Genomic DNA, 24059 nt, shown 5'->3' on the forward strand with positions numbered 1-24059 from the left:
CCGGCGTCGAAGCCGGCTGCCCCGGCCTTGAGGCCCAGCCGGGCGACCATGTCGACCACCGCTCCCTTAGAGCGCGTGGCAGGCCGCCAGCCTGAGCCCCTCTGCCACGGGTTTTAGCGCCGGCACTTCGGCATGGCAGCGGCTGTGCACCAGCGGGCAACGCGCCGCATAGGCGCAGCCGGTCGGCCGTTTGAACTGGCTCGGCGGCTCCCCGGTCTCGACGGCCCCGACGATGCGCTGCGACGGATCCGGCTTGGGCACGGCCGCCATCAGCGCCTGCGTATAAGGATGCAGGGCGCGGTCGAGAATACCGCGCGTATCCGCCAGTTCGACGACGCGGCCCATATACATCACGGCAACGCGATCGCTGATCTGGCCGATCACGCCGATATCGTGCGAGATGAACAGCATCGACAATCCGAGCTGCTCGCGCAGGTCCATCATCAAATTGAGCACCTGCGCCTGCACCGAAACATCGAGCGCCGACACCGGCTCGTCGGCGATGATCACCGCCGGCGCCGGCAATATGGCGCGGGCGATGCCGGCGCGCTGGCGCTGACCGCCGCTGAGTTCGTGCGGATAGCGCGTGGCAAAAGACGGGTTGAGGCCGACCGCGCTCAAGGTCTCGGCAATCCGCGCGGCGCGGTCGGCGCGGCTCTTGAACACCTTGTTGATGTCGCCGGCCTCGGCCACCGAGTCGCCGATCGACCGGCGCGGGTTCAGCGAAGCATACGGGTCCTGGAACACCATCCGCAGATTGAGCCGCATGTCGCGCAGCGCCTGGCCGCTGGCGCCGATAACGTCCGCGCCCCTGAACTGGATGAGGCCGCTGTCGGGCTTCACCAGCCGGACGATAGAGCGGCCGACCGTGGTCTTGCCGCAACCGGATTCCCCGACAATGCCCAGCACCTCGCCGGCGACAAGCGACAGCGACACGCCATCGACCGCCTGGACGCGATATTTGCGGCCCGAACGCTTGACGTTGAACGACGTGCGGAGATCGTCGACCTGAAGAATGGTCTGACTCACAGCGGCCTCCCCCCTTGCAGCGGGAAAGCGCACAGCGCCTCGTGCCCTTGGCCAACAACGAGCCGCGGCGGCGCGGCGGTCTGGCAGACATCCTGCACGGCCGCGCAGCGCGGCGCAAAAACGCAGCCGATCCTGATCGCGCCCGGCCGCGGCGCCTGCCCGGGAATCGTCGGCAGACGACGAACGCCGAGATTGCGCGCCGGCATGCAGTCCATCAGGCCGCGCGTATAATGGTGACGCGGCTCATTGAACAGCGCGCCCACATCGGCGGTTTCGACGATGCGGCCGCCATACATGACGGCAACGCGGTCAGCCAGTTGCGCAATCACACCCATGTCGTGGGTGATGAACAGGATCGACATGTCGAGGCGGTTACACAGGTCGCGCAGCAGCCCGAGGATTTGGATCTGGATGGTGACGTCGAGCGCCGTGGTCGGCTCGTCGGCGATCAGCACCTGCGGCCGGCAGGCCAGCGCAATGGCGATCATGATGCGCTGGCGCTGGCCGCCCGACAGCTGATGCGGATAGGCCGAGAGCTGCAAGGCGGCGTCCGGGATGCGCACCAGTTCGAGGAGTTCGCGCGCGCGCGCCAGCGCCGCCGTGCCGGAAACGCCGTCATGCACGCGCACCGCCTCTGCAATCTGGTCGCCGATGCGGCGCACCGGATTGAGCGAGGTCATCGGTTCCTGGAAGATCATGGCGATGCGGCCATGCCCGGCCTCGACGCGCTGCCACGGCTGCAGCGCCGTCACATCGGCGCCGGCAAGTTCGATACGGCCGCCGCGGACGCGCGGGCCCGGTTGCGGCAGCAGCCCCATCACCGCCAGCGAGGTCATGCTCTTGCCGCAGCCGCTCTCGCCGACCAGACCGAGAATCTCGCCTTTGCCGATGTCGAACGATATGCCGGAGACGATATCGACCGGCGCCGCCTCCGCACCAATGGACACTGTGAGGTCGCGAACCGACAGCACCGCTCAGCCCTCGCCGCTAAAGACGTCACGGAAGCGCGGATCGAGCCGGTCGCGCAGCGCATCGCCAACAAGATTGAGCGAGAACGCGGTCAGAACGATCAGCGAGCCCGGAAAGAACAACAGCCACGACGCCCGGGTGATGAAGGTGCGCGATTCCGCCAGCATGTTGCCCCAGCTTGGAATGTCCGGCGGCGCGCCGAGACCGAGGAAGTCAAGCGAGGCCGCGCCAAGCTGGGCGAAGGCGAACACGAAGCTCGCCTGCACCAGCAGCGGCGAGATCAGGTTCGGCAGGATGTGCTTGAACACCAGCCATCCCGTCCCCGAGCCCATGCTGCGCGCGGCCTCGACATAGGTCTCCGCGCGCAGGCGCAAGGTCAGGCCGTAGATGATGCGCGTCGTGGTCGTCATGTAGCCGGCGCCGATGGCGATAATGGAATTGGCGACGCTCGGGCCGAGGATGACGATCAGGCCGAGCGCCAGCAGCAGCGATGGAAACGCCATCAGCACATCGACAATGCGCATCAGCACATGGCCGAGCCGCGGAAACAGCGCCGACAACACGCCGACCGGAATGCCCGTGGCCAGCGCGAAGAACACGACGCCGGCACCGATCAGCAGCGCCATGCGCGCCGAGTAGATGGCACGCGACAGCGTATCGCGGCCGAACTGGTCGGTGCCGAACCAGTGCGTGGCGTCGGGCGGCATCAAACGGGCCATCGGCTCGATGGCGTAAGGGTCGTAAGGCGCCAGCCACGGCGCGAAAGCCGCGGCGAACACCATCGCCAGCAGCACGCCGAGCCCGATCAAGGCAATGGGCCGCGCGAGGAACGGCGTAAGCCACAAGGTGATGCTGGCGCGGCTCATTGCAGCTCAACCCGCGGATCGAGAAAACGGTAGGCCAGATCGACGAGCAGATTGATGACGAGGTACAGCACCACGATGACCAGGATGATGCCCTGGATGACCGGATAATCGCGGCGCAAGATCGACTGCACCACCAGCCGGCCGATGCCCGGCAGCGCGAACACGGTTTCGGTGACGACCGCTTCCGACATCAGCGCGGCGAAGGTAAAGCCGAAGGCCGACACGACGGTGAGCAGCGCGTTGCGCAGAATGTGCCGGGTCACCACCTGCCAGGGCCGGATGCCCTTGGCGCGCGCGGTGCGCACATAGTCCTCACGCGCCACGTCGAGCATGCTGGCGCGCGTCAGGCGCAGGATCAGCGCCGCATTCGGCGCCGCCAGGGTCAGGCTCGGCAGCAGCAGATAGCGCAGATTGCCAAGGCCGCCCTCGAAGATCGACGGATAGCCCGAACTCGGCAGCCAGCCGAGCGTCGCCGCGAAAATCAAGATCAGGTAGAGCCCGACCCAGAAGGTCGGCACCGAAGCCATCAGCATGGCGACGCCGGACAGGCCCTGGTCCAGCCAGGTGCCGTGACGCATCGCCGCGACGGTGCCGATCGGCACGCCGATCAGCACCACCCACACCATCGTCATGGTCGCGAGCAGAATGCTGGTCTCGGCGCCGTCGGCGATCACCGCGGCGACCGGCGCCTGGAAGAAGATCGAGCGGCCGAGGTCGCCGCTCAGCGCGCGGCCGGCCCATTGCAAATACTGCAGGACGATCGGCTCATCGAGGCCGAGTTCGGTGCGCAATCGGTCGGCCTGGTCCGCCGTCGCGGTATCGCCGAGCAGCACATAGATCGGATCGCCGGGGATGACATGAATGAAGGCGAAGATGATCACCGACGCCGCCCAGAGCGTCACCAACGTCGCCCCTGCCCGCTTCAGTGCAAATGCCCACATTCAAACCTGCCGGGTGATCCGCGACGAATGGTCATGCCGCGGCGGTTCAGGCGCCGTGAAAGCCTCTGAACCGCCGCGATCACATGGACGGCCTACTTGTTGGAGACATTCCAGAACGCGGGGCCGTTCGGGTTCAGTCCCTTCAGCTTCGGCGAAGCGATGTCGTAGGTGTAAGCGTCGCCCACCTTCATTACCGGCACCTGCTCGTAGATCAGGGCCTGGATCTTGTCCCAAGTGGCCTTGCGCGCGGCCTGATCGGACGAATTCACCAGTTCGGCCCGCAGCGCCTTGATCTCGGCCGTATCCCACCAGCCGGCATAGCTGGCATTAAGGAAGGTGAACAGAATTGGGTCGGGGAAGAACGAATGGTGCGTGACGAAGATGTCCCACTGTTCGGGCTGGCCGCGCATCTTGATGAGCGTCGCCCAGTCAACGACGTTCATCTGCACGTTGATGCCGGCATCCGCCAGTTGGCGCGTGAACACGGCCGCCTGGTCGTAATGCGCCTGATAGTTGGTCGAGACCAGCAGCCGGATAGGCTGACCTGTGTAGCCGGCTTCCTTGGCCATTTCCTTGGCCTTCTTGGGATCATGCGGGCTGTAACCGTCGATGCCCGCGGTCGAGTACCACGGCGTGTCCTTGGGGACGATCGAGCCTTCTGCCTTCCACAGATCCTTCGAACCGAAGGAGACGCGCAGTGCCTGCGATTTGTCGAGCGCGGTCTGGATGGCGCGGCGCAGCTTGTAATTGTCCTTCAGGATGCCTTCCTTCGAATTCATGAAGAACAGGCCAAAGATAGGCGCATTGGTCCGCTGCACCTGGACCGACTTGTCCTTGCTCAGCGTGTCGTAAAGATCGCCCGAGATCATCTCGGCGTAATCGTAGTCGCCGGCCTGCACGCCGCTGACGCGGGTGCCGACATCCGGCACCGGGATGAAGCGGATCGCATCGAAGTTCGCGACACGCGCGCCGGCAAAGCCGTCCCCTTTTTCTTTGCGCGGCTTGTAGCCGGCGAACTTTTCGAGTTCGACATAGCGGTTCGGCCGCCATTCCTTGAACTTGTAGGGCCCGGTGCCGACGTAGTCCTTCTGCTCGATCGGCTGACCGGTGGCTTTCGAGGCTATTTCCTCCGGATAGATTGCAAGTCCGCCGTTGACGTCCGACACCAGGTTCTTCCAGGCGCCGTTTGGCGATGACAGCTTGAGCGTTACTTCATATTTCCCGGTCGCCTCGACCGAAGTGGCACTCGCCATCAGCAGCTTTCCGCGGGCGCCAAACTTGCCCCAGCGCTCCATCGACGCAACGACGTCCTTTGCGGTCATTTCCTTGCCGTTATGGAATTGAACGCCTTCGCGCAGCTTGATGACGATGGTTTTGCCGCCGTCCTCGAGACGCTCGCTGTCGGCCAGCAGCGGCTGCGATTTATAGGACGAATCCCAAGCATAAAGCGTTTCGAACATGTGGCGCCCGATCGCCGTGGCGACGTCGGCGGTCGTTACCATGACGTCCAGCGGCGGCGGCTCGCCGATCGTGGCTTCCCGAAGCGTCCCGGCCGCGTTGGCCTGGGCATTCAGAAACAATGTCGTGACGATGGCAGCGGCGCCGCGCGCCAAAAGCCCGATTGCGGATTTCATGGTCATCCTCCCCTTTTGCGGAACGCTACAAGCCGGCTTCGCAAGTCCAGTCTCAGGTCGTGGCGTGGGTCCACCAACGGTGGTTTCCACCATCTTTTTGATCCTTTGTTTGAAAGTTACATACACTGTGTGCTAAAGTTCAAGTTCAAAGTTGCATCTAATAACGACTTTTGCAGTGCATCCGGTCACGCTCGTAACTTTATTACCAAACTGCAGATCCCTCCCGGGAAGGACAAAGCGGTGGCTCGACAGGCGAAAAGGCAACCCATGACACGTCCGGCAAAGCGGCTTCAGCGGGCCACCGGCAAAGCCAAAGGGCCTGCCACGACGCCGTCCGCCAGCGACGGTTTTGGCGCCGGCGATATTGTGTCGGTGATCCGGCAGATCGGGCCGACGCTCAGCCCTTCCGAACAACGGGTCGCCACCGCCCTGCTTGTCGACGTGGATTTCGCCGTTCATTCGAGCAACGCCGAACTTGCCCGCCGCGCCGGCGTCAGCGAGCCGACGGTCACGCGCTTCAGCCGGTCGGTTGGCTGTCGCGGCGTGCGCGAACTCAAGGTGAAGCTGGCTCAGGCGATGGCGGTCGGCCGCATCTATCTTGAACTCCCGCCGCATGTCGGCACCGATCTGGCACGCCCGGCGCTCTGGCGGTCGGTGTTTCAGGAAATCCGCAACGCCATCAACGCCGTCGAGCAGCAATTGCAGAGAGACGACGTCGAAAAGGCGGCCGAGGCCATCGCCCGATGTTCGAAGCTGGCCGCCTTCGGCGTCGGCGGCGGCTCGACCGTCGCGGTGAGCGAAGTCGAGAACCGCTTCTTCCGCCTCGGCATTGCCGTCAACCATTCGTCCGATCCGCGCCTGATGCGCATGATCGCGGCGACGCTCGGCCGCGGCGACGTCGTCCTCGCGATTTCGACCAGCGGCAACATGACCGAAGTGATCGAGGCCGCCAAAGTCGCCAAGCAATATGGCGCGACGGTCATTGCGATCACCAAGCCGCAAAGCCGGCTCGCCGCCATCGCCGATATCGCGCTCGGCTTCCATGTGCCGGAGGCGCCCGACGCGCTCAAACCGACTGCATCGCGCTTTGCCCTGCTGGCGATCATCGACCTGCTCGCAACCTCGACCGCCTATCTCAAGCCGCGCGAGGCGCAGGAGCGCATGCGGCGCATCAAATTCGAGTTGATGAAGGCGACCAACGAGGGAGCCGACGGCCCTCTCGGTGACTAGAGCCGCCCTTCGCGCCGCGCAAACCACGACAACAGGACGACAGTGACATGAGCTACGATCTCATTCTCAAGGGCGGTCGCGTCCTCGATCCGGCCCAGGGGCTGGATGGCGTCGCCGACGTGGCTTTCGCCGGCGGCAAGGTCGCAGCGATCGAACCCAGAATCGCCGCGGCCAATGGCGCCGATGTCCGCGATGTCAGCGGACGGATCGTGACGCCCGGCTTCATCGATCTCCACACGCATGTCTACTGGGGCGGCACGTCATTGGGGGTCGATGCGACCGACTTCGCCCGGCGCAGCGGCGTGACGACGCTGATCGACGCCGGCAGCGCCGGCCCCGGCAATTTCAAGGGGTTCCTCAAACACGTCATCGAGCCGAGCGAGCCGCGCATCCTCGCTTATATCCACGTGTCCTTCGCCGGCATCTATGCCTTCTCCAAACGCATCATGGTCGGCGAGAGCAGCGACATGCGTCTGATGAGCCCGGCCGACGCGGTCGAGGTCGCTAACGCGAACCGGGACACCATCGTCGGCATCAAGGTCCGCGTTGGCCGCAACGCCAGCGGCACCTCCGGCATTGCGCCGCTCGATATCGCGCTGCAGGTCGCCGAAGAAGTGTCGATGCCGCTGATGGTGCATATCGACGAGCCGCCGCCGAACTACGAAGACGTTCTGGCGCGGTTGCGTCCCGGCGACACGCTGACGCACTGCTTCCGCCCCTTCCCCAATTCGCCGATCACCGGCCAAGGCGCGATCAAGACCGCCGTGCTCGAAGCGCGCAAGCGCGGCGTGCTGTTCGACGTCGGCCACGGCATGGGCTCGTTCTCGTTCAAGGTTGCCCGCGCCATGCTCGACGCCGGATTCATGCCGGACACGATCTCGTCCGACGTTCACAGCCTCAACCTCGAAGGCCCGGTGTTCGACCAGGCCACCACCTTGTCGAAGTTCCTGTGCCTCGGCACATCGCTGACCGACGTCATTCGCGCCACCACCGCGAACGCCGCCGCCGCCATCCGCCGGCCCGAACTCGGCACCTTGCGGCCGGGCTCGGCCGGCGACGCCACCATCTTCACCGTTGGCGACGGCAGCTTCCCTTACACCGATTCAACCGGCGAACGGATGAACGGCAACAAGCGAATCCTGATCGAAGGCATGGCGCTCGGCGGCCACTGGTGGCACCCCGCCGGCAATCTGTAGGATCGCGCATCGCTCGGCCTGGGAGGCGGATGTGGACAATAAAACACAGACACGGGCGCAACTGACGACGCCGGCGGTCCTGATTGACCTCGCCAAGGTTGAGCGCAACATCAGGCGCCATCAGGACTATGCCAACCGCCATGGCCTGAAGCTGCGCCCGCACATCAAGACCCACAAGCTGCCGCAGATCGCCGCGATGCAGCTGCGCGCCGGCGCCATCGGCGTGACCTGCCAGAAGGTCTCGGAAGCCGAGGCCATGGTCGCCGGCACGCCGGACATTCAGGACGTCCTGATCACCTACAACATCGTCGGCGCGGAGAAGCTCGACCGGCTGGCGGCGCTGGCGCGAAAAGTGAAACTCAGCGTCGTTGCCGACAACAAGACAGTTGTCGCCGGCCTCAGCCAGCGGTTCGCCGCGGAAGCAAGCCCGCTTGCCGTACTCGTCGAATGCGACACCGGCGCCCATCGCTGCGGCGTGGCGACGCCGGATGACGCCGCGGCGCTTGCCGACGTCATTGCCCATTCGCCAGGTCTGAGCTTCGGCGGTCTGATGACCTATCCGCCGCCGGATGGCGCGGCCAATGTGCAGAGCTTTATGTCTCGCGCCAAAGCCTTGATTGAGGCCAAAGGCATTACGGTGCCGGTCATCACCTCGGGCGGCACGCCGTCAATGGCGAAGGCCGGCGATGCGCCGGTAACAACCGAATATCGCGCCGGAACTTATGTCTACAACGACCGCTCGCTGGTCGCGCGCGGTGCATGCGGCTGGGACGACTGCGCCCTCACCGTATTGGCAACCGTGGTGTCGGTGCCAGCGGACAATCGCGCCATCATCGATGCCGGCAGCAAGACGCTGACATCGGACCTGCTCGGCCTGCCGGACTACGGCCATGTCCTCGGCCGCGACGACATCCGGATCGATCAGTTGTCCGAAGAACACGGCCGGCTGGTGAGCGATGGGCCGATCGGTCTCAAGGTCGGCGACCGCATCCGGATCGTGCCCAATCACGCCTGCGTTGTCAGCAACCTGGTCGATCAGGTGTATGTGACATCGGCGGACGATGCGAATGCAGGCGGCACAATGTGGGATGTTTGGCCCGTCGCCGCCCGCGGCCGCATTACATAACCGCTCGCATCACATCTTGTCGGCCCGGAAGGCCACGCAATCGATTTCAACCTTGCAATCGACCATCATGCTCGACTGCACACAGGCGCGCGCCGGCGGGTGATCCTTGAAATACTCGGCGTAGACGCCGTTGAAGCTCCAGAAGTCGCGCGGGTCGTCCAGCCAGACGCCGACGCGCACGACGTCCTCAAGTCCGTAGCCGGCCTCTTTCAGGATCGCGATCACGTTCTCAATCGTTTTGCGGGTCTCGGCGACAATGCCGCCCCGCACGATCTCGCCGTTTTCCATCGCGACCTGACCCGATACATAGAGCCAGCCATTGGCCTGCACGGCACGGGCGAAAGGCAGCGGCTGACCGCCCGCCCCTTTGCTGCCGGTCCCGAAGCGCTTGATGGTCATGGTGCGTCACCTTGCATGCGTTGCGGCGTCACCATGCCAAAGTTGAAACCGGCCGTATAGACATTTCCCAGCCCGGTGCGATCAGCGCATACGCTCGACCAGGAAATCGATGAACAGCCGCACCTTCACCGACAGATGCCGCGTCGGTGCGTAGATGGCGTAGAGCGTCAATTGCGGCGGCTTGTAATCGTCGAGCGCCGTGACCAGCGCGCCGCTCTTGAGTTCACGCTCGGCGAGAAACACCGGCAGCACGGCAATGCCCCTGCCCTTGATCGCGGCGTCGCGCAATACCTCGGCATTGTTGACACAGAGCGACCACTTCGGCGCGATCCAGTGATCGGCGCCATCGGGCCCGGTGAACTTCCACTGGTTGCCGGTGGATAGAAAGCCATAAGTGAGGCATTCGTGCTGGCGCAGATCGGCCGGCTGCTTCGGCTGGCCGTGCTTCTTGAAATAGCCGGGCGACGCGCAAACCACGCGATCGATGTCGACGAGCTTGCGCGCGATAAGCGACGACGGCTCGAGTTCGGCGATGCGCAAGGTGACGTCGAGACCTTCCTGCACCGGATCGACCTGCTCGTCGGTGAGCACGAGCTGGATTTGCAGATCGGGGTAGCGCTCCATGAAGTCGGCCAGCACCGGGCCGAGCTTGATGGTGCCGAACGACATCGGCGCGTTGACGCGCAGCAGCCCGCGCGGCGTCGATTGCAGCTGCGTCGCCGCCTGGTCGGCGGCGTCGAGGTCGGCGAGCACCGCGACGGCGCGTTCGTAATAAGTCTGGCCGGTCTCGGTCGGGCTCGCCTGCCGCGTGGTGCGGTTGAGAAGCTGGACGCCGAGGTCGCGCTCCAGTTCGCCGACATATTTGCTGACCGCCGAGCGCGACAGCCGCAGCTTGCGGCCGGCCTCAGCGAAGGATCTCAGTTCGACGACGTTGACGAAGGCCCTGAGGCTGGCGAGCTTGTCCATGGCGGTACTGGCGTCTCCAATTGTCGCCAATTCATAGACAATGCTGCCACGAATTGCCAGATTGTCGTTTCATGGAGGACGGGCCACGTTAGCGGCACGAATTCAACGGGGCGAGCGATGCCCCTCAGGAAAGGAGCCTGCCATGTCCGGCATCCACCACGTGACCGCGATCGCTGGCAACGCCCAGCGCAATTTCGACTTCTATACCCGCGACCTCGGCCTGCGCTTCGTCAAGCGCACGGTCAATTTCGACGATCCGGGCACCTATCACTTCTATTACGGCGACGAGGCCGGCCAGCCCGGCACCATCCTCACCTTCTTCCCGTGGGAGCATGCCGCCCCCGGCCGCAGCGGCGTCGGCCAGACGCACCAGACCGCGTTCCGCGTGCCGGCGTCGTCGCTCGGCTGGTGGACGCATCGCCTCACCGAAAAGGGCGTCGCCTATCAGCCGCTGGAAAAGCGCTTCGGCGAACCGGTGCTCGCCTTCAGCGATCCGGACGGGATGAGTCTGGCGCTCGTCGGCGTCACCGGTGCGGAGAATGAGAAGGCCTGGGCCGCCGGCGGCATTCCGGCGGAGCATGCCATCCGTGGCTTCCACGGCGTCACCTTGCTGCTGGAGAAGGCTACCAGGACCGGCGCGATCCTCACCGACGTGCTCGGCTACGCGGAAGTCGCGCGTGAAGGCGCGATCATCCGCTATCAGGCGAGCGCAACGCCAGGTGCTTATGTCGATATCTACGAAGCCGGCGGCTTCCTGCCGGGCCGCATGGGCCGCGGCTCGGTGCATCACATCGCCTTCCGCGCGGCTGACGACGCCGAGCAGAACGAAATGGCGAGGAAGCTGATCGAGAAGCACGGCATGCATCCGACCGAGCAGAAGGATCGCAATTACTTCCGCTCGATCTACTTCCGCGAACCCGGCGGCGTGCTGTTCGAGATCGCGACCGACGTTCCCGGTTTCGCCGTCGATGAGCCGGTCGAGACGCTCGGCAAGGATCTGAAGCTGCCGGCCTTCCTCGAAGGCCACCGCGCCGAGATCGAGAAGGTGCTGCCGGTGCTCGAAGAGGAGAATGCGTCGTGACCGACTTCATTCATCGCTTTGAAAAGGGGTCGGCGGCGAGTTCGCCGCCGGTCCTCCTGCTGCACGGCACCGGCGCCGACGAGAACGATCTGATCGATCTCGGCCGCGCCGTGGCGCCCGGCTCCGCTTTGCTGTCGCCGCGCGGCAAAGTGCTGGAGAACGGCATGCCGCGCTTCTTCCGCCGTCTCGCCGAAGGCGTGTTCGACGAGGCCGATGTGAAGCGTCGCGCCGATGAGCTGGCGGATTTCGTTGTCGCAGCGCGCGAGCGCTACGGCATCGCGGCGCCGGTCGCGCTCGGCTTCTCCAACGGCGCCAACATCGCCGCCGCGATGTTGCTGCAACGGCCGGAGGTTCTGTCCGGTGCGGTGCTGCTGCGCGCGATGGTGCCGCTCACCGATCCGCCGAAGCTGCCGATCCCCGGCACGCCGGTGCTCATTCTGTCCGGCGCGCAGGACCCGCTGGCATCGCCGGACAATCCGGCGCGGCTGGCGGCGCAACTCAACGAACGCGGCGCAAAGGCCGAACAACGCATCGTGCCCGGTGGCCATGGTTTGACGCAGATAGATGTTACGCTGGCGGCGGCATTCATGAAGGCGGCGGCGCGTCACGCGGCGGCCGCGCCCGCGTGACGGAATTGTGACTGATCTAGCGCAAAGTCCGTGACACGGGCCCGTGCGGTAATGCCCGCGATTAACGGGCACGGTCATGAAGTCGCAAATCGTCGAACATCTTGGACAAGGCGAGATCCTCTTGCCGTCCCGCATCGCGGAAGGGCTTGCCGCCAACGACCGGGTCAAGGTGCGCTTGAGCGTGCTGCAGGCGGCGGTACGGCACGCCTGCGACCCGCAAAGCGCGGCCTTCAACCTGGGCGAAGAATGCCGCTGCGTTAATCTCGATGTCCTGCCGCTGGAAGCGCTGGTGAACGGCGCCACGCTGACCGCGCGCGACATTCTCGTTGCACCGGGCCTGAGCGTCCTGCGCGACGCCATCTGGGGCGATGTCGATGCCATGATCGACGCGGTCGCCGCAGGCGATCCGGATGAAGCCGCTCGTGCCCGCGAACGCGCAACCGCCTTGCGTGCCGACGGCACGGCGCAAGCGGCGGACACGATCGAACTTGGCGAAGTAACCCGTCTCGCCAGCGTCTCGAGCGGCAATGGCGGCAGCCTGCATCGGCTGGTCATGGAACTGCACAAGGCCCTCAACCGGCTCGCCGCCGCGCACGCCGAGGAAGACTTCGCCGGCGCCCATGTTCACGGTCTTCATGCCGACGACCGTACGGCCGTCGCCGCCTTCATGCGCGGCCTCGATGCCACCCGCAAATTGAAGTTCGATCATCCAGGCCTGTCGACCACCGCCGCGCGGACCGGCAATCGCCTCGTGATCCAGAACGACATCGGCGAGACCGACGCGCACGTCGTCGTAATCGCCGTCGAGGATCGCGCCGTGACCGTCACCTATACCGACGTGCACCTGCCGCGGGCCAAATTCTTCACCGCTCTGCTGCGCGATTTCCCGGTCGAGTGGAGCGGGCTGGACCGCAAGAGCGCCGAAGGCCTTGGCGACGATGGCGTGTTCTATCTCGTCAGTGGGCGTCTCGCCGCCGACGGCGCCGGGCTGCGCGACTCCTTCCTCGAGGCGCTCGGCGCCTCGCTGGTGTTCCTCATCGACTGGAACAAGGCCCGCAAGGTGCTGCGCAACTGGGTGTCCAAAAGCGACGCCATCGGCATTCTCGATTGGGGCGCTCGCAACAGATTCGGCCACCGCGGCTTTCTGGCGCTTGGCGGCGACGAACTGGTCGCCTCCGCCGTGCATCATGCCGCCCCAAACCGTATCGGCTTCGGCGAAAGACTCGATCGCGCGCTCGGGCGCGAAGCCGCCGTGGAATTCCTGCGGGGCGTACTGCGTGTATCGGCGGAAGCGTTGCTCGAAGGCGGCTCGGTCCGGCTCGCACGCGATCGCATCGAGGCCGAGCTGGTTCGGCATTTGCAGCGCGCCGATCGGATTCTGCTGTCCATCGTTGTTCGCCAATTGGGGCTGGCGCACGATATCGCCGCCGGAATCGCACTGTTCATTGCGGAGCGACAGGCCGGACGGCCCTTCGACAGCGCGGCCTTTGCGGCCCGGGCACGGCATATTGAAGAGAAGGCCGACCGGATCGCGCACGAAGCGCGACAGGAAATCGATCGCTTCGAAGCCGAAGGCACGATCAAGCGCCTTGTCGATATCGCCGAGCAAACCATCGACGATCTCGAACAGGCGGCGTTCATCGCCTCGCTGGCGCCCGAGACGATAGACCGCGACCTCCTGAGCCCCCTCGCCGATCTAGCCGATGCGGCGATCGCAGGCGCCGAAGCCGCGACTCGGGGCGCCGTCGCGGCGTCAGACGTGCCGGACGGACGCCGCATCGACTCCGAGGACGCCTTCGCCGCCGTGGCCCGGCTCATCGAGGCCGAGCACGACGGCGACCGCGCCGAGCGCGCGCTCACCACCGGCGTGCTGCGCGGGGAAACCGATCTGAAGACCGCCCTGTCGGTCCTCGAACTGGCGCGCGCCATCGAGCGGGCGACCGACGGCCTGGCCGCTTTCGGCCATGTCTTGCGCGAGCGCGTGCTCGCCGAACTCGCCACCTGAGACCGGAGAAGCGCCCATGCACATTGCCCGTATCGGCGGCGGCTCGGTCGAACAGCCCGCCGCAGACATGATCGGCAGCAAGGCCGCCAATCTCGCGCGCATGGCAGCGCTCGGCCTGCCCGTTCCGCCCGCTTTCGTGCTGCCGATCGACTTGTGCGCGGCCATTGTGGCCGGCGAATCCGAAGCGCGGGCCGCGGTCGGCGAATCCTTGCGCGACGGCATCGCCTTTCTGGAGCAGGCGACGGGACGGAAATTCGGCGACAAGCGCAATCCTTTGCTCGTCTCGGTGCGTTCCGGCGCGGCACACTCGATGCCCGGCATGCTCGACACCGTTCTGAATGTCGGCTGCGCGCCGGCCGTCGTCGATGGGCTGATCCGCATGAGCGGTCATGCGCACTTTGCCTGGGATTGCCGGCGTCGTTTCATCGAAAGCTTCGCCCAAGTCGTGCTCCGGCTTGATCCCGCGCCTTTCGCCAGAAAGCTCGATGAACTCGTTGCCGCCGAGCGTGCCGGCGGTGAGCATGGTCTCGACAGCGAGGCGCTTGAGCGTCTTGCGGCGGAGTACAGGCAGATCGTCGAAAGCGAAGACGACGTGCTGCCCGACGATCCAATGCAACAACTCGAAGCCGCAGCCCACGCCGTCTATCGCTCCTGGATGAGTCCGCGTGCGGTGACCTATCGCAGACTTCAGGGCCTCGACGATCTCAAGGGCACCGCCGTAACCGTACAGGCGATGGTCTACGGCAACCGTAATTTCCGGTCGGGCTCGGGTGTCGCCTTTTCGCGCGACCCTTCGACCGGCGCCGCCGAGCCGGTGATTGACGTACTGTTTGCCGCGCAAGGTGAAGACGTCGTTTCCGGTCAGCGTACACCCGATAATGAAGCGGCACTGGGACGGCGTTTGACCGATGTGGCGCGGCAATTGCGCGAGGTACTCGGCCTGCTCGAGCGCGATTTCGCCGATGTGCAGGACGTCGAATTCACCATCGAGGACGGCAAGCTGTGGATCTTGCAGACGCGGGCCGCCAAACGTACGCCCCGCGCCGCGTTACGAATTGCCATCGATCTCGTTCATGAAGGCCTGATCGACAGGGAAGAAGCCTTGCGACGCCTCGAAGGCGTGCCGTTCGAACGCCTGGCGCGCCAGCACCTCAACGACGTCGGCGTACCGGCTGCGTGCGGCATTTCGGCTTCGCCCGGCATCGCCGTCGGTCGCGCGGCGTTCAATGCCGAGCGAGCCGTCGCCCTCGCCGAATCCGGAACACCCGTCATCCTGCTGCGGCCCGACACCAGCACGGCCGATGTCGCCGGCTTTTCCGCCGCCGCCGGTATCGTCACGGCTGTCGGCGGCCGCACGGCGCATGCAGCGCTGGTCGCCAGGCAGATGGGCAAGCCGTGCGTCGTCGGCTGCGCGGCGCTGACCGTCGACACCAACGGACAAGCCGCCAGACTTGGCGAAACGTTGATTAAGGAAGGCGACTGGCTATCGATCGAAGGCGAGACCGGTGCGATCTACCTTGGCTGCGGCACGGTGATCACCGAACACGCCGAAGCCGAACTTGCCGAAATCGAAAGCTGGCGCAGCAAGGTCGCCTGACAGGCGTCGGTCTTGATACCCTCCCGGACACGTCGAGGTCGGCGGCCGCACGCGCAACCGCAGTCTGAAAGTTCCCTCGATTGGGGCAATTGACGGCCTTGAGGCGATCTTTGTTCCTTTCGGGCCCTTCTGCGCCTATAAGTAACGACGCAGCCGGTCCTGAAAGGACTCTGTTTTGAGTGATCAGCCTCAGTCCGTCGTCTGGTCTGAAAACGACCTGCGCCGGGCGACCGTCGCGGCCGGGGTTTCCTTGTGGTCGTGGAACGTCGATACCGACAAGCTGACGATGGACGAGCGTGCCTACGAGTTGTGGGGCTTGCCGCCGGCTCCTTCGGTGTCATTCGAGGATTTGTCCAGCCATATTTATCCGGCGGATCTGGACCGGGTGCGCGCGGCGTTCGCTGCGACGCGTGCGGTCGTCGGGCCCTATGAGATCGATTTCCGCATCCTGATTGGCGATGAAATTCGCTGGATATCGGCGCGCGGTCAGGGCGACGACGCCGACATCAAGAACCGTGTCATGTTCGGGGTTTTCCTCGATGTGACCGGCCGCAAGCAGGCCGAGGAAGGCCACGAACTGCTGGCCGGTGAAATGAGCCACCGCGTCAAAAACCTGCTCGCGATTGCATCGGGCCTCACGCATATCACCTCGCGATCCACGAAGACGACGCAGGATATGGCGCGCGAGCTGACGCAGCGCCTCACCGCGCTGGGCCGCGCGCATGATTGCGTGCGCCCCATTCCGAATAAACAAGGCAAAGCAGCGCTGCTCGGCGACCTCATCTCGGTGCTGCTCGCGCCGTATGACGATCTCGGCGCTTTCAGTGGACGAATCCGCGTCTCCGTTCCACGCATGGGCGTCGGTGAAGGCGCTGCCAATACCCTCGCCCTCGTGCTGCATGAACTGGCGACGAATTCCCTGAAATACGGCGCGCTATCGTCCGCGAGCGGAATGCTGGACGTGTCCTGCACCTCGGAAGACGATATGGTTCTGGTCTGGACTGAACGGGGCGGGCCGCCGGTGGCCGGCCCTATTGGCGAGCCGGGCTATGGTACCAAGCTCGTGACGCGGGTCATGGAAGATCAGTTGGGTGGATCGATCGAGCGTGACTGGTCGCCCGAGGGCGCGATCATCACGCTCCGTCTCGACAAGAAACGGCTCAGCTCCTGATTTTCTAGGGAGACGGCCAGCCGCGCATCGCCAGGTTCGCCACCTTGTGCAATTCCTCGCGGCCGGCGCCGGCGGCAGCGCGCACTGACAGACCATCCAGCACCGTCATGAAATACCCGGCGAGATCCGCCGGCTCGATGTCGCCCGGCAACTCGCCCTCGGTCTTGGCCTGGCTGAAACGATCGATCAGCATCGTTTCGGCCTCGGCACGCTTGGCGCAGAGCTGCTCGGCCAACACTTTATCGGATTCGGCGGTGGACAGCTTCACCAGCATGCAGCAGTTCGGATTACCTTCATCGGCGTAGAACTCGATGACGCGATCAAACAAGCGCTCCATCATCGCCCGCGCGGTAGGCTCCTTCATCAACTCGGCCCAGATCTGCTTGCGAACTTCGGCATACCGGTCGAGCGCGGAGTGGAACAGCTTCTCCTTGTTGCCGAAAGCGGCATAAAGACTCGGTGGGCTGATACCCATGGCATGGGTCAATTCGGAGATCGAAGCGCCCTCGTAGCCATGGCGCCAGAACACGTCCAAGGCTTTGTCCAACGCCTTTCCCGTGTCGAATTCCCGCGGTCTTCCCATTGTAGCCATTAAAGAATTTCCCTCTCAGCCGTTCCCCGCCGAACGTTCGCTTTATTTTTGTAACAGGAGCTATATAAGTGCCTTGACAGTCTGATCCAGCCGGTACATCTGTAACGTCCGTTACAGAACATACATACGTGCCGTCTGGAGACATTGCAATGAAAAAGGGACCGAACCGTGCGCGCCTCTGGGGCGCTGGCCTGGTTGCCATCACGGTCGTCGCGGCGGCAGGCGTCTACCTGCTGATGCCGGCGACGAACACGCCGAACAAGGCCCTGGCTGCGGCGGGACCGCAGGCCGTGCCGGTATCCGTCGCGATCGTCGAACCGAAATCCGTCAAGCTCTGGGATGAGTTCTCCGGCCGCCTCGAAGCGGTCGAGCGCGTCGATATCCGCTCGCGCGTCGCGGGCGCCATCGAGTCGGTGAACTTCCGCGAAGGCGCGCTGGTCAACAAGGGTGATGTCCTCATCACCATCGACCCGGCCCCCTACAAGGCCGAAGTCATGCGCGCGCAAGCTCAGCTCGCCGCGACGCAAGCGCGCTCGGCGCTGACGCAGACCGACCTCGAGCGCGGCAAGCAGCTCATCGATTCACGCACCCTGTCGCAACGCGATCTCGATCAGCGCGAAAACGCGGCGCGCGAAGCCGACGCCAATGTGCGGGCGGCGCAGGCCAACCTCGAGGCGTCGCAGCTCAATCTTGACTACACCCAGATCCGCGCGCCGGTTGCCGGCCGTGTCGGCCGCCTCAATGTCACCGTCGGCAATCTCGTCGCCGCCGGCTCGAGCGGTCCGGTCCTGACCACGCTGGTTTCGGTCAATCCGATGTACGCCAGCTTCGATGCCGACGAAGCCTCCCTGCTCCGCGCCCTCGGCTCGCTGCCGACGCAAGCCGCACGCAATGAGATCGACCGCATTCCGGTGCAAATGATCCTCGGCGACAGCGAAACGCCCCGGCAGGGCAAGCTGCAGCTCATCGACAACCAGATCGCCACCACGACCGGTACGGTGCGCGTTCGCGCCGTGTTCGACAACAGCGATGGCGCCCTGATCCCGGGCCAGTTCGCCCGCCTCTTTCTCGGTCGCGCCGATAACAAGCCGGTGCTGCTGGTGAACGAACGCGCCATCGGCACGGACCAGGACAAGCGTTATGTCCTCACCGTCGACAAGGACAAGAAGGCCGCTTACCGCGCCGTCAGTCTGGGTTCGCCTGTCGATGGCCTGCGCGTCATCACCGACGGCCTGACCGCCGGCGACCAGGTCATCGTTTCGGGCCTGATGCGCGTGCGTCCCGGCGCACCGGTCGAGCCCAAGCTCGTGCCGATGCTCGCCTCCAACGACCAGACGAACCGCCAGTAACGGCGGTTCGATTCCCTTTCTTTTCCCGATCGCTGCCGAACAGCTGGTACTGTCATGAATTTCTCACGTTTCTTTATCGACCGGCCGATTTTCGCCGGCGTGCTGTCGGTGTTGATTTTCCTCGCCGGCCTCCTGGCCATGCGAGCAATGCCGATCTCGGAATATCCGGAAGTGGTGCCGCCCTCTGTCGTGGTGCGCGCGCAGTATCCGGGCGCCAACCCGCGCGTCATCGCGGAGACGGTGGCGACGCCGATCGAAGAATCCGTCAACGGCGTCGAAGGCATGCTCTATATGAACAGCCAGGCGACGACCGACGGCGTGATGAATCTCACCGTGACCTTCGCGCTCGGCACCGATCCCGACAAGGCGACGCAGCTCGTGCAGAACCGCGTGTCGCAGGCCGAAGCCCGCCTGCCCGAGGAAGTGCGCCAGCTCGGCATTACCACGACGAAAAGCTCGCCCGACCTGACCATGGTCGTGCATCTTCTGTCGCCGAACGGTCGCTACGACATGACCTATCTGCGCAACTACGGCATCCTCAACGTGAAGGATCGCCTGTCGCGCATCCCGGGCATCGGCTCGGTGCAGTTGTTCGGCGCGGGCGACTACGCCATGCGCGTCTGGCTCGATCCGCAGAAGGTTGCCGCGCGCAGCCTGTCGGCCGGCGACATTGTCCGGGAAATCCGGGCGCAGAATGTTCAGGCCGCCGCCGGCATCGTCGGCGCCGCGCCGAGCGTTCCCGGCCTCGATCTTCAGCTTTCATTGAACGCGCAAGGCCGCCTCGACAGCATCGATGACTTCGGCGAAATCATCGTCCGCACCGGCGCCGACGGCCAAGTGACGCGACTGAAGGATGTCGCACGCCTGGAACTCGGATCGGCCGATTACTCGCTGCGGTCCCTGCTCGACAACAAGGACGCCGTCGCCATCGGCATCATGCAGGCGCCCGGCTCCAACGCCCTCGATATCTCCCAGAATGTCCGCAAGGTGATGGCCGACCTGAAGCACGCCATGCCGGACGGCGTCGACTACGCCATCGTCTATGACCCGACGCAGTTCATAAGCGCGTCGATCGAGGCCGTGGTGCATACCCTGCTCGAAGCCATCGTGCTGGTCGTGCTCGTGGTCATCCTGTTCCTGCAGACCTGGCGCGCCTCGATCATTCCCCTGCTCGCCGTGCCCGTGTCCATCGTCGGCACTTTCGCGGTGATGTACGCTCTCGGCTTCTCGATCAACGCTCTGACGCTGTTCGGCCTGGTGCTGGCCATCGGTATCGTGGTCGACGACGCCATCGTCGTCGTCGAAAACGTCGAACGCAACATCGAGAACGGGTTGTCGGCGCGGGCCGCGACCTACCAGGCCATGAGCGAAGTGTCGGGGCCGATCGTCGCCATCGCGCTGGTGCTGGTCGCCGTGTTCGTGCCGCTCGCCTTCATCAGCGGTCTGTCCGGCCAGTTCTACAATCAGTTCGCACTGACCATCGCCATCTCGACGGTGATTTCGGCGATCAACTCGCTGACCTTGTCGCCGGCGCTCGCCGCCATGCTGCTCAAGGGCCATGATGCGCCGAAGGACAGGCTGACCCGCGCCATGGACAAGGTGCTCGGGCCGTTCTTCCGGCTGTTCAACAAGGTCTTCACGCGCGGCACGCAGGGTTATACCGGCGGCGTCAAGAGCCTGCTCGGCCGCAAGGCGGCGGTCATGGGCGTCTACGCCGTGCTGGTCGGCGTCACGGTCGGCCTGTTCCAGATCGTGCCCGGCGGCTTCGTGCCGGCGCAGGACAAGCAGTATCTCGTCGGCTTCGCGCAGTTGCCCGACGGCGCCACGCTCGACCGCACCGAAGATGTCATCCGCCGCATGAGCGACATCGCGCTCAAGGAGCCGGGCGTCGAAAGCGCGGTCGCCTTCCCCGGCCTGTCGATCGCCGGCTTCACCAACTCATCGAATGCCGGCATCGTCTTCGTGACGCTCAAGCCGTTCGCCGAGCGCAAGACGCCGAACCTGTCGGGCGGCGCCATCGCCATGGCGCTGAACCAGAAGTTCTTCGGCATCGACGAAGCCTTCATCGCCATGTTCCCGCCGCCGCCCGTGATGGGCCTCGGCACCATCGGCGGCTTCAAGCTGCAGATCGAGGACCGCGCCGGTCTCGGCTACAAGGCCCTCGACGATGCCACCAAGGCGTTTCTCGGCAAGGCGATGGCCGCGCCCGAGCTCGCCGGCCTGTTCACCAGCTATCGCGTGAACGTGCCGCAGCTTTACGCCGACATCGACCGCACCGCCGCGCGTCAGCTCTCGGTGGCCGTGCCGGACATCTTCGAGACCCTGCAGGCCTATCTCGGCTCGGTCTATGTCAACGACTTCAACAAGTTCGGCCGCACTTATTCGGTGCGCGTGCAGGCGGATGCCAAATATCGCGCCCACGCCGAAGATATCAGCCGGCTTCAGGTGCGTTCGACCACCGGGCGGATGGTGCCGCTCGGCGCCGTGCTGAAGATGAAGACCACCGCCGGCCCCGAACGCGCGCAGCGCTACAACGGCTTCCTCGCCGCCGATATCTCGGGCGGCCCTGCCCCCGGCTATTCGTCGGGTCAGGCGCAGGAGGTGATCGAGCGCATCGCCAAGGAGACGTTGCCCGCCGGCATCAGCTACGAATGGACCGAGCTGACCTATCAGCAGATCCTCGCCGGCAACTCCGCGGTGCTGATCTATCCGATCGCGATCCTGCTCGTCTTCCTGGTGCTGGCCGCGCTCTATGAAAGCCTCGTCCTGCCGGTGGCGATCATGCTGATCGTGCCGATGGGCCTGATGGCCGCCATGGCCGGCGTGTGGCTGACCGGCGGCGACAACAACATCTTCACCCAGATCGGCCTGTTCGTGCTGGTCGGCCTCTCCGCCAAGAACGCCATCCTGATCGTCGAGTTCGCGCGCGAGCTGGAATTCGCCGGCCGCAAACCGTTCGAAGCGGCGCTCGAGGCCAGCCGGCTGCGGCTGCGGCCGATCCTCATGACCTCGATGGCCTTCATCATGGGCGTGGTGCCGCTCGTCACGTCGGAAGGCGCCGGCGCCGAGATGCGTCACGCCATGGGCGTTGCGGTGTTCGCCGGCATGATCGGCGTCACCTTCTTCGGCATTTTCCTCACGCCGGTCTTCTATCTCTTGGTGCGAGCGCTGTCCGGCTTCAAACCGCTGCGCAATCACAATGCCGCGCCTGAGGAAATACCGGCCGCCGCTCACGCCCCCTGAGCGGACGACCAACGTGCGATGCCGCCTTTCCCCGAAGGCGGCATCGCATCGTTTTATTGGCAGCGCGCCTAGCGCCAGCCCATCCCCGGCGCGACGTGCTTGAGGATCGCCTCGATGACATGGGCGTTGTAGTCGACGCCGAGCTGGTTCGGCACCGTCAGCAATAATGTATCGGCTTCGGCGATGGCCTCGTCGCCTTTGAGTTGCTCGATCAGCTTGTCCGGCTCCGCCGCATAAGAGCGGCCGAAAATCGCGCGCTCCTTGTCGCTGAGGAAACCGATCTGGTCCTCGCTCTCGTCGCGATCGAAGTACATGCGGTCCTGGTCGCTCACCAGCGCGAAGATCGAGCGCGACACCGAGACGCGCGGTGTCCCTGCATGGCCCGCTTCTTTCCACGCGTCGCGATAGAGCCGGATTTGCTCGGCCTGCTGCACATGGAACGGCTTGCCGCTCTCGTCGATCTTCAAGGTCGACGACTGCAGATGCATGCCGAGCTTGGCCGCCCACGCCGCCGTGGCATTGGTGCCGGCGCCCCACCAGATGCGCTGGCGCAGGCCTTCGGAAAACGGCTCGAGCCGCAGCAGGCCCGGCGGGTTCGGAAACATCGGCCGCGGGTTCGGCTTGGCGAAGCCCTCGCCCTTCAGGAGTTCGAGAAACACTTCGGTGTGCTTGCGCGCCATGTCGGCATCGGTCATCCCCTCGGGCGGCACGTAGCCGAAGTAACGGAAGCCGTCGATCACCTGCTCCGGCGAGCCGCGCGAAATGCCGAGCTGCAGCCGCCCGCCGGCGATGAGGTCGGCGCTGCCGGCATCCTCCGCCATGTAGAACGGGTTCTCGTAGCGCATGTCGATGACGGCGGTGCCGATCTCGATCTTTTTGGTGCGCGCGCCGATCGCCGCCAGCAGCGGAAACGGCGAGCCGAGCTGGCGCGCGAAATGATGCACCCGGAAATAGGCGCCGTCGGCCCCCAGCTCTTCCGCCGCAACGGCCAGCTCGATGGACTGCAACAGCGCGTCGGCGGCCGTGCGCGTGCCCGACTGCGGCGCCGGGGTCCAGTGTCCGAAGGAGAGAAAGCCGATCGATTTGCGGTTGGTCATGGGTGCTGTCCTTTGCGCCCTATCTAGGCGCGCGGCGCGCGCTTGTCAGCGGAGGATCAAACGTGAGCGGAAGGAACAAGACTGATACCAGCCCTCGCCCGGCCTCATCCTGAGGAGCGCCCGCAGGGCGCGTCGCGAAGGACGAGGCCGCCCCATCCTTCGAGACGCATCGCTATCGCGATGCTCCTCAGGATGAGGGCGGGGCTTGCCCCGCGCGCCGTCCTAGACTATATTCCTAGTCATGGCCCTCAGCCCCCTCTTTCACCCCAACCCGTGGCGCCGCGTCCTGGTGACGCCGGCCGATCCCGACGCGATTCCCGAGCGGCCACGCCCGCCCGGCCCGGACGGCCAGCGCTCGCGCCGGCCGCATGCGGACGCGCGGGTGGCCAAAGTGCGCCGCCTGATCGAAACCACCACCCTCACTTATAGCCAGATCGCGGCGCAGACCGGCGTCGGCCGCGCCTCGATCAGCCGCTGGTCGCGCGATTTCAACTGGACGCGCCCGTTCGACGCGCCGCGCGCGACCGACCGGATGCCGACGCGGCGCGCCCTGCAGCGCAAGAAGCTGCGCACCTTGGCCGAGCGGCTGCGCCAGCTCGCCGAGCGTCATATCGACGAGCTGGAGCGCGCGGCCGCCATCGACCCCGACAAACTGATGGCCGCGCTGCAGCTTCTGAAGATGGCGCGGCTTGAAGCCATGGGCCGGCGCCGCCGCCGCAAGCCGCTCGACACGCCGGCGAAAACCGGCCAGCAATGGATGGACGAGCAAGCCGCCATCCGCACCGCGCTCAAGGAAATGCACCGCGGCGGCGTGAATATCGACGCCGCGCCGCCGGAGGCCGTGGAGATGGTGATCGACGCCAACCTGCCGCCGCTGGGTGCGGCGTTTGGAGTCAGGGGGAGATAAAACAGCACCATCTCATGCCCGCATCACACGGC

At 65.2% G+C, this 24059-nt stretch carries 20 protein-coding genes; 11 read left to right on the top strand and 9 right to left on the bottom strand.

Annotation, left to right across the window (positions count from 1 at the left end; genetic code table 11):
* Positions 1-66: 66 nt before the first annotated feature.
* The 5 genes from DXH78_RS15870 to DXH78_RS15890 form a co-directional block, all read right to left on the bottom strand.
* Entirely contained in the window at positions 67-1029 is a 963-nt protein-coding gene (locus DXH78_RS15870; protein WP_115518197.1) for an ABC transporter ATP-binding protein, read from the bottom strand.
* Positions 1026-2000, bottom strand: coding sequence for an ABC transporter ATP-binding protein (locus DXH78_RS15875; protein ID WP_115518198.1), 975 nt, complete (start codon positions 1998-2000; stop codon positions 1026-1028). The genes DXH78_RS15870 and DXH78_RS15875 overlap by 4 nt, the downstream gene beginning before the upstream one ends.
* Before the next feature lie 3 nt (positions 2001-2003).
* Positions 2004-2864, bottom strand: coding sequence for an ABC transporter permease (locus DXH78_RS15880; RefSeq protein WP_115518199.1), 861 nt, complete (start codon positions 2862-2864; stop codon positions 2004-2006).
* Positions 2861-3805 carry an ABC transporter permease gene (locus DXH78_RS15885; protein WP_115518200.1) on the bottom strand — a complete coding sequence of 315 codons (945 nt, stop codon included), beginning with the start codon at positions 3803-3805 and terminating at the stop codon, positions 2861-2863. Before DXH78_RS15885 ends, DXH78_RS15880 begins: the two co-directional genes overlap by 4 nt.
* Positions 3806-3897: 92 nt before the next feature.
* Positions 3898-5439, bottom strand: a complete 1542-nt coding sequence (locus DXH78_RS15890; RefSeq protein ID WP_115518525.1) for an ABC transporter substrate-binding protein — start codon at positions 5437-5439, stop codon at positions 3898-3900.
* Positions 5440-5706: 267 nt separating this feature from the next.
* On the opposite strand from DXH78_RS15890, the gene DXH78_RS15895 reads away from it, so the two are divergent.
* From DXH78_RS15895 to DXH78_RS15905, 3 genes are read left to right on the top strand one after another with little or no spacing between them, the layout of a single operon-like run.
* Complete coding sequence (locus DXH78_RS15895; protein ID WP_115518201.1) at positions 5707-6669, top strand: MurR/RpiR family transcriptional regulator; 963 nt, start codon at positions 5707-5709, stop codon at positions 6667-6669.
* A gap of 47 nt (positions 6670-6716) precedes the next feature.
* Entirely contained in the window at positions 6717-7865 is a 1149-nt protein-coding gene (locus DXH78_RS15900; RefSeq protein WP_115518202.1) for an amidohydrolase/deacetylase family metallohydrolase, read from the top strand.
* Positions 7866-7896: 31 nt separating this feature from the next.
* On the top strand, positions 7897-8991 hold the full coding sequence (locus DXH78_RS15905; RefSeq protein WP_115518203.1) for a D-TA family PLP-dependent enzyme: 1095 nt from the start codon (positions 7897-7899) through the stop codon (positions 8989-8991).
* Positions 8992-9000: 9 nt separating this feature from the next.
* Here DXH78_RS15905 and DXH78_RS15910 read toward each other — a convergent pair whose 3' ends face one another.
* Both DXH78_RS15910 and DXH78_RS15915 read right to left on the bottom strand, forming a co-directional pair.
* Positions 9001-9390, bottom strand: coding sequence for a RidA family protein (locus DXH78_RS15910; protein ID WP_115518204.1), 390 nt, complete (start codon positions 9388-9390; stop codon positions 9001-9003).
* A gap of 81 nt (positions 9391-9471) precedes the next feature.
* Positions 9472-10356, bottom strand: coding sequence for a LysR family transcriptional regulator (locus DXH78_RS15915; RefSeq protein WP_115518205.1), 885 nt, complete (start codon positions 10354-10356; stop codon positions 9472-9474).
* Between the two features lie 142 nt (positions 10357-10498).
* On the opposite strand from DXH78_RS15915, the gene DXH78_RS15920 reads away from it, so the two are divergent.
* The 5 genes from DXH78_RS15920 to DXH78_RS15940 all read left to right on the top strand — a co-directional run bounded on the left by DXH78_RS15920 (position 10499) and on the right by DXH78_RS15940 (position 16839).
* Positions 10499-11437, top strand: a complete 939-nt coding sequence (locus tag DXH78_RS15920; RefSeq protein ID WP_115518206.1) for a ring-cleaving dioxygenase — start codon at positions 10499-10501, stop codon at positions 11435-11437.
* Positions 11434-12066 carry an alpha/beta hydrolase gene (locus DXH78_RS15925; RefSeq protein WP_115518207.1) on the top strand — a complete coding sequence of 211 codons (633 nt, stop codon included), beginning with the start codon at positions 11434-11436 and terminating at the stop codon, positions 12064-12066. Before DXH78_RS15920 ends, DXH78_RS15925 begins: the two co-directional genes overlap by 4 nt.
* Before the next feature lie 76 nt (positions 12067-12142).
* The gene (locus DXH78_RS15930; RefSeq protein ID WP_115518208.1) at positions 12143-14071 is read left to right on the top strand and encodes a hypothetical protein; all 1929 of its coding nucleotides are present in this window, start codon (positions 12143-12145) and stop codon (positions 14069-14071) included.
* A gap of 16 nt (positions 14072-14087) precedes the next feature.
* The gene (locus DXH78_RS15935; RefSeq protein ID WP_115518209.1) at positions 14088-15668 is read left to right on the top strand and encodes a pyruvate, phosphate dikinase; all 1581 of its coding nucleotides are present in this window, start codon (positions 14088-14090) and stop codon (positions 15666-15668) included.
* A gap of 175 nt (positions 15669-15843) precedes the next feature.
* Complete coding sequence (locus DXH78_RS15940) at positions 15844-16839, top strand: sensor histidine kinase (RefSeq protein ID WP_245416902.1); 996 nt, start codon at positions 15844-15846, stop codon at positions 16837-16839.
* Positions 16840-16843: 4 nt separating this feature from the next.
* Here DXH78_RS15940 and DXH78_RS15945 read toward each other — a convergent pair whose 3' ends face one another.
* Entirely contained in the window at positions 16844-17386 is a 543-nt protein-coding gene (locus DXH78_RS15945) for a TetR/AcrR family transcriptional regulator (protein WP_245416903.1), read from the bottom strand.
* Positions 17387-17580: 194 nt separating this feature from the next.
* Here DXH78_RS15945 and DXH78_RS15950 point away from each other — a divergent pair, with 194 nt between their 5' ends.
* Positions 17581-18780, top strand: coding sequence for an efflux RND transporter periplasmic adaptor subunit (locus tag DXH78_RS15950; RefSeq protein WP_115518211.1), 1200 nt, complete (start codon positions 17581-17583; stop codon positions 18778-18780).
* A gap of 54 nt (positions 18781-18834) precedes the next feature.
* A complete protein-coding gene (locus tag DXH78_RS15955; RefSeq protein ID WP_115518212.1) occupies positions 18835-22023 on the top strand; it encodes an efflux RND transporter permease subunit in 3189 nt (1062 codons plus the stop codon).
* Positions 22024-22091: 68 nt separating this feature from the next.
* Here DXH78_RS15955 and DXH78_RS15960 read toward each other — a convergent pair whose 3' ends face one another.
* Positions 22092-23120 carry an LLM class flavin-dependent oxidoreductase gene (locus tag DXH78_RS15960; protein WP_115518213.1) on the bottom strand — a complete coding sequence of 343 codons (1029 nt, stop codon included), beginning with the start codon at positions 23118-23120 and terminating at the stop codon, positions 22092-22094.
* A gap of 241 nt (positions 23121-23361) precedes the next feature.
* On the opposite strand from DXH78_RS15960, the gene DXH78_RS15965 reads away from it, so the two are divergent.
* Positions 23362-24027, top strand: a complete 666-nt coding sequence (locus DXH78_RS15965; RefSeq protein WP_115518214.1) for a helix-turn-helix domain-containing protein — start codon at positions 23362-23364, stop codon at positions 24025-24027.
* Positions 24028-24059 lie beyond the last annotated feature (32 nt).

The organism is Undibacter mobilis (assembly GCF_003367195.1).
Lineage (GTDB): Bacteria > Pseudomonadota > Alphaproteobacteria > Rhizobiales > Xanthobacteraceae > Pseudolabrys > Pseudolabrys mobilis.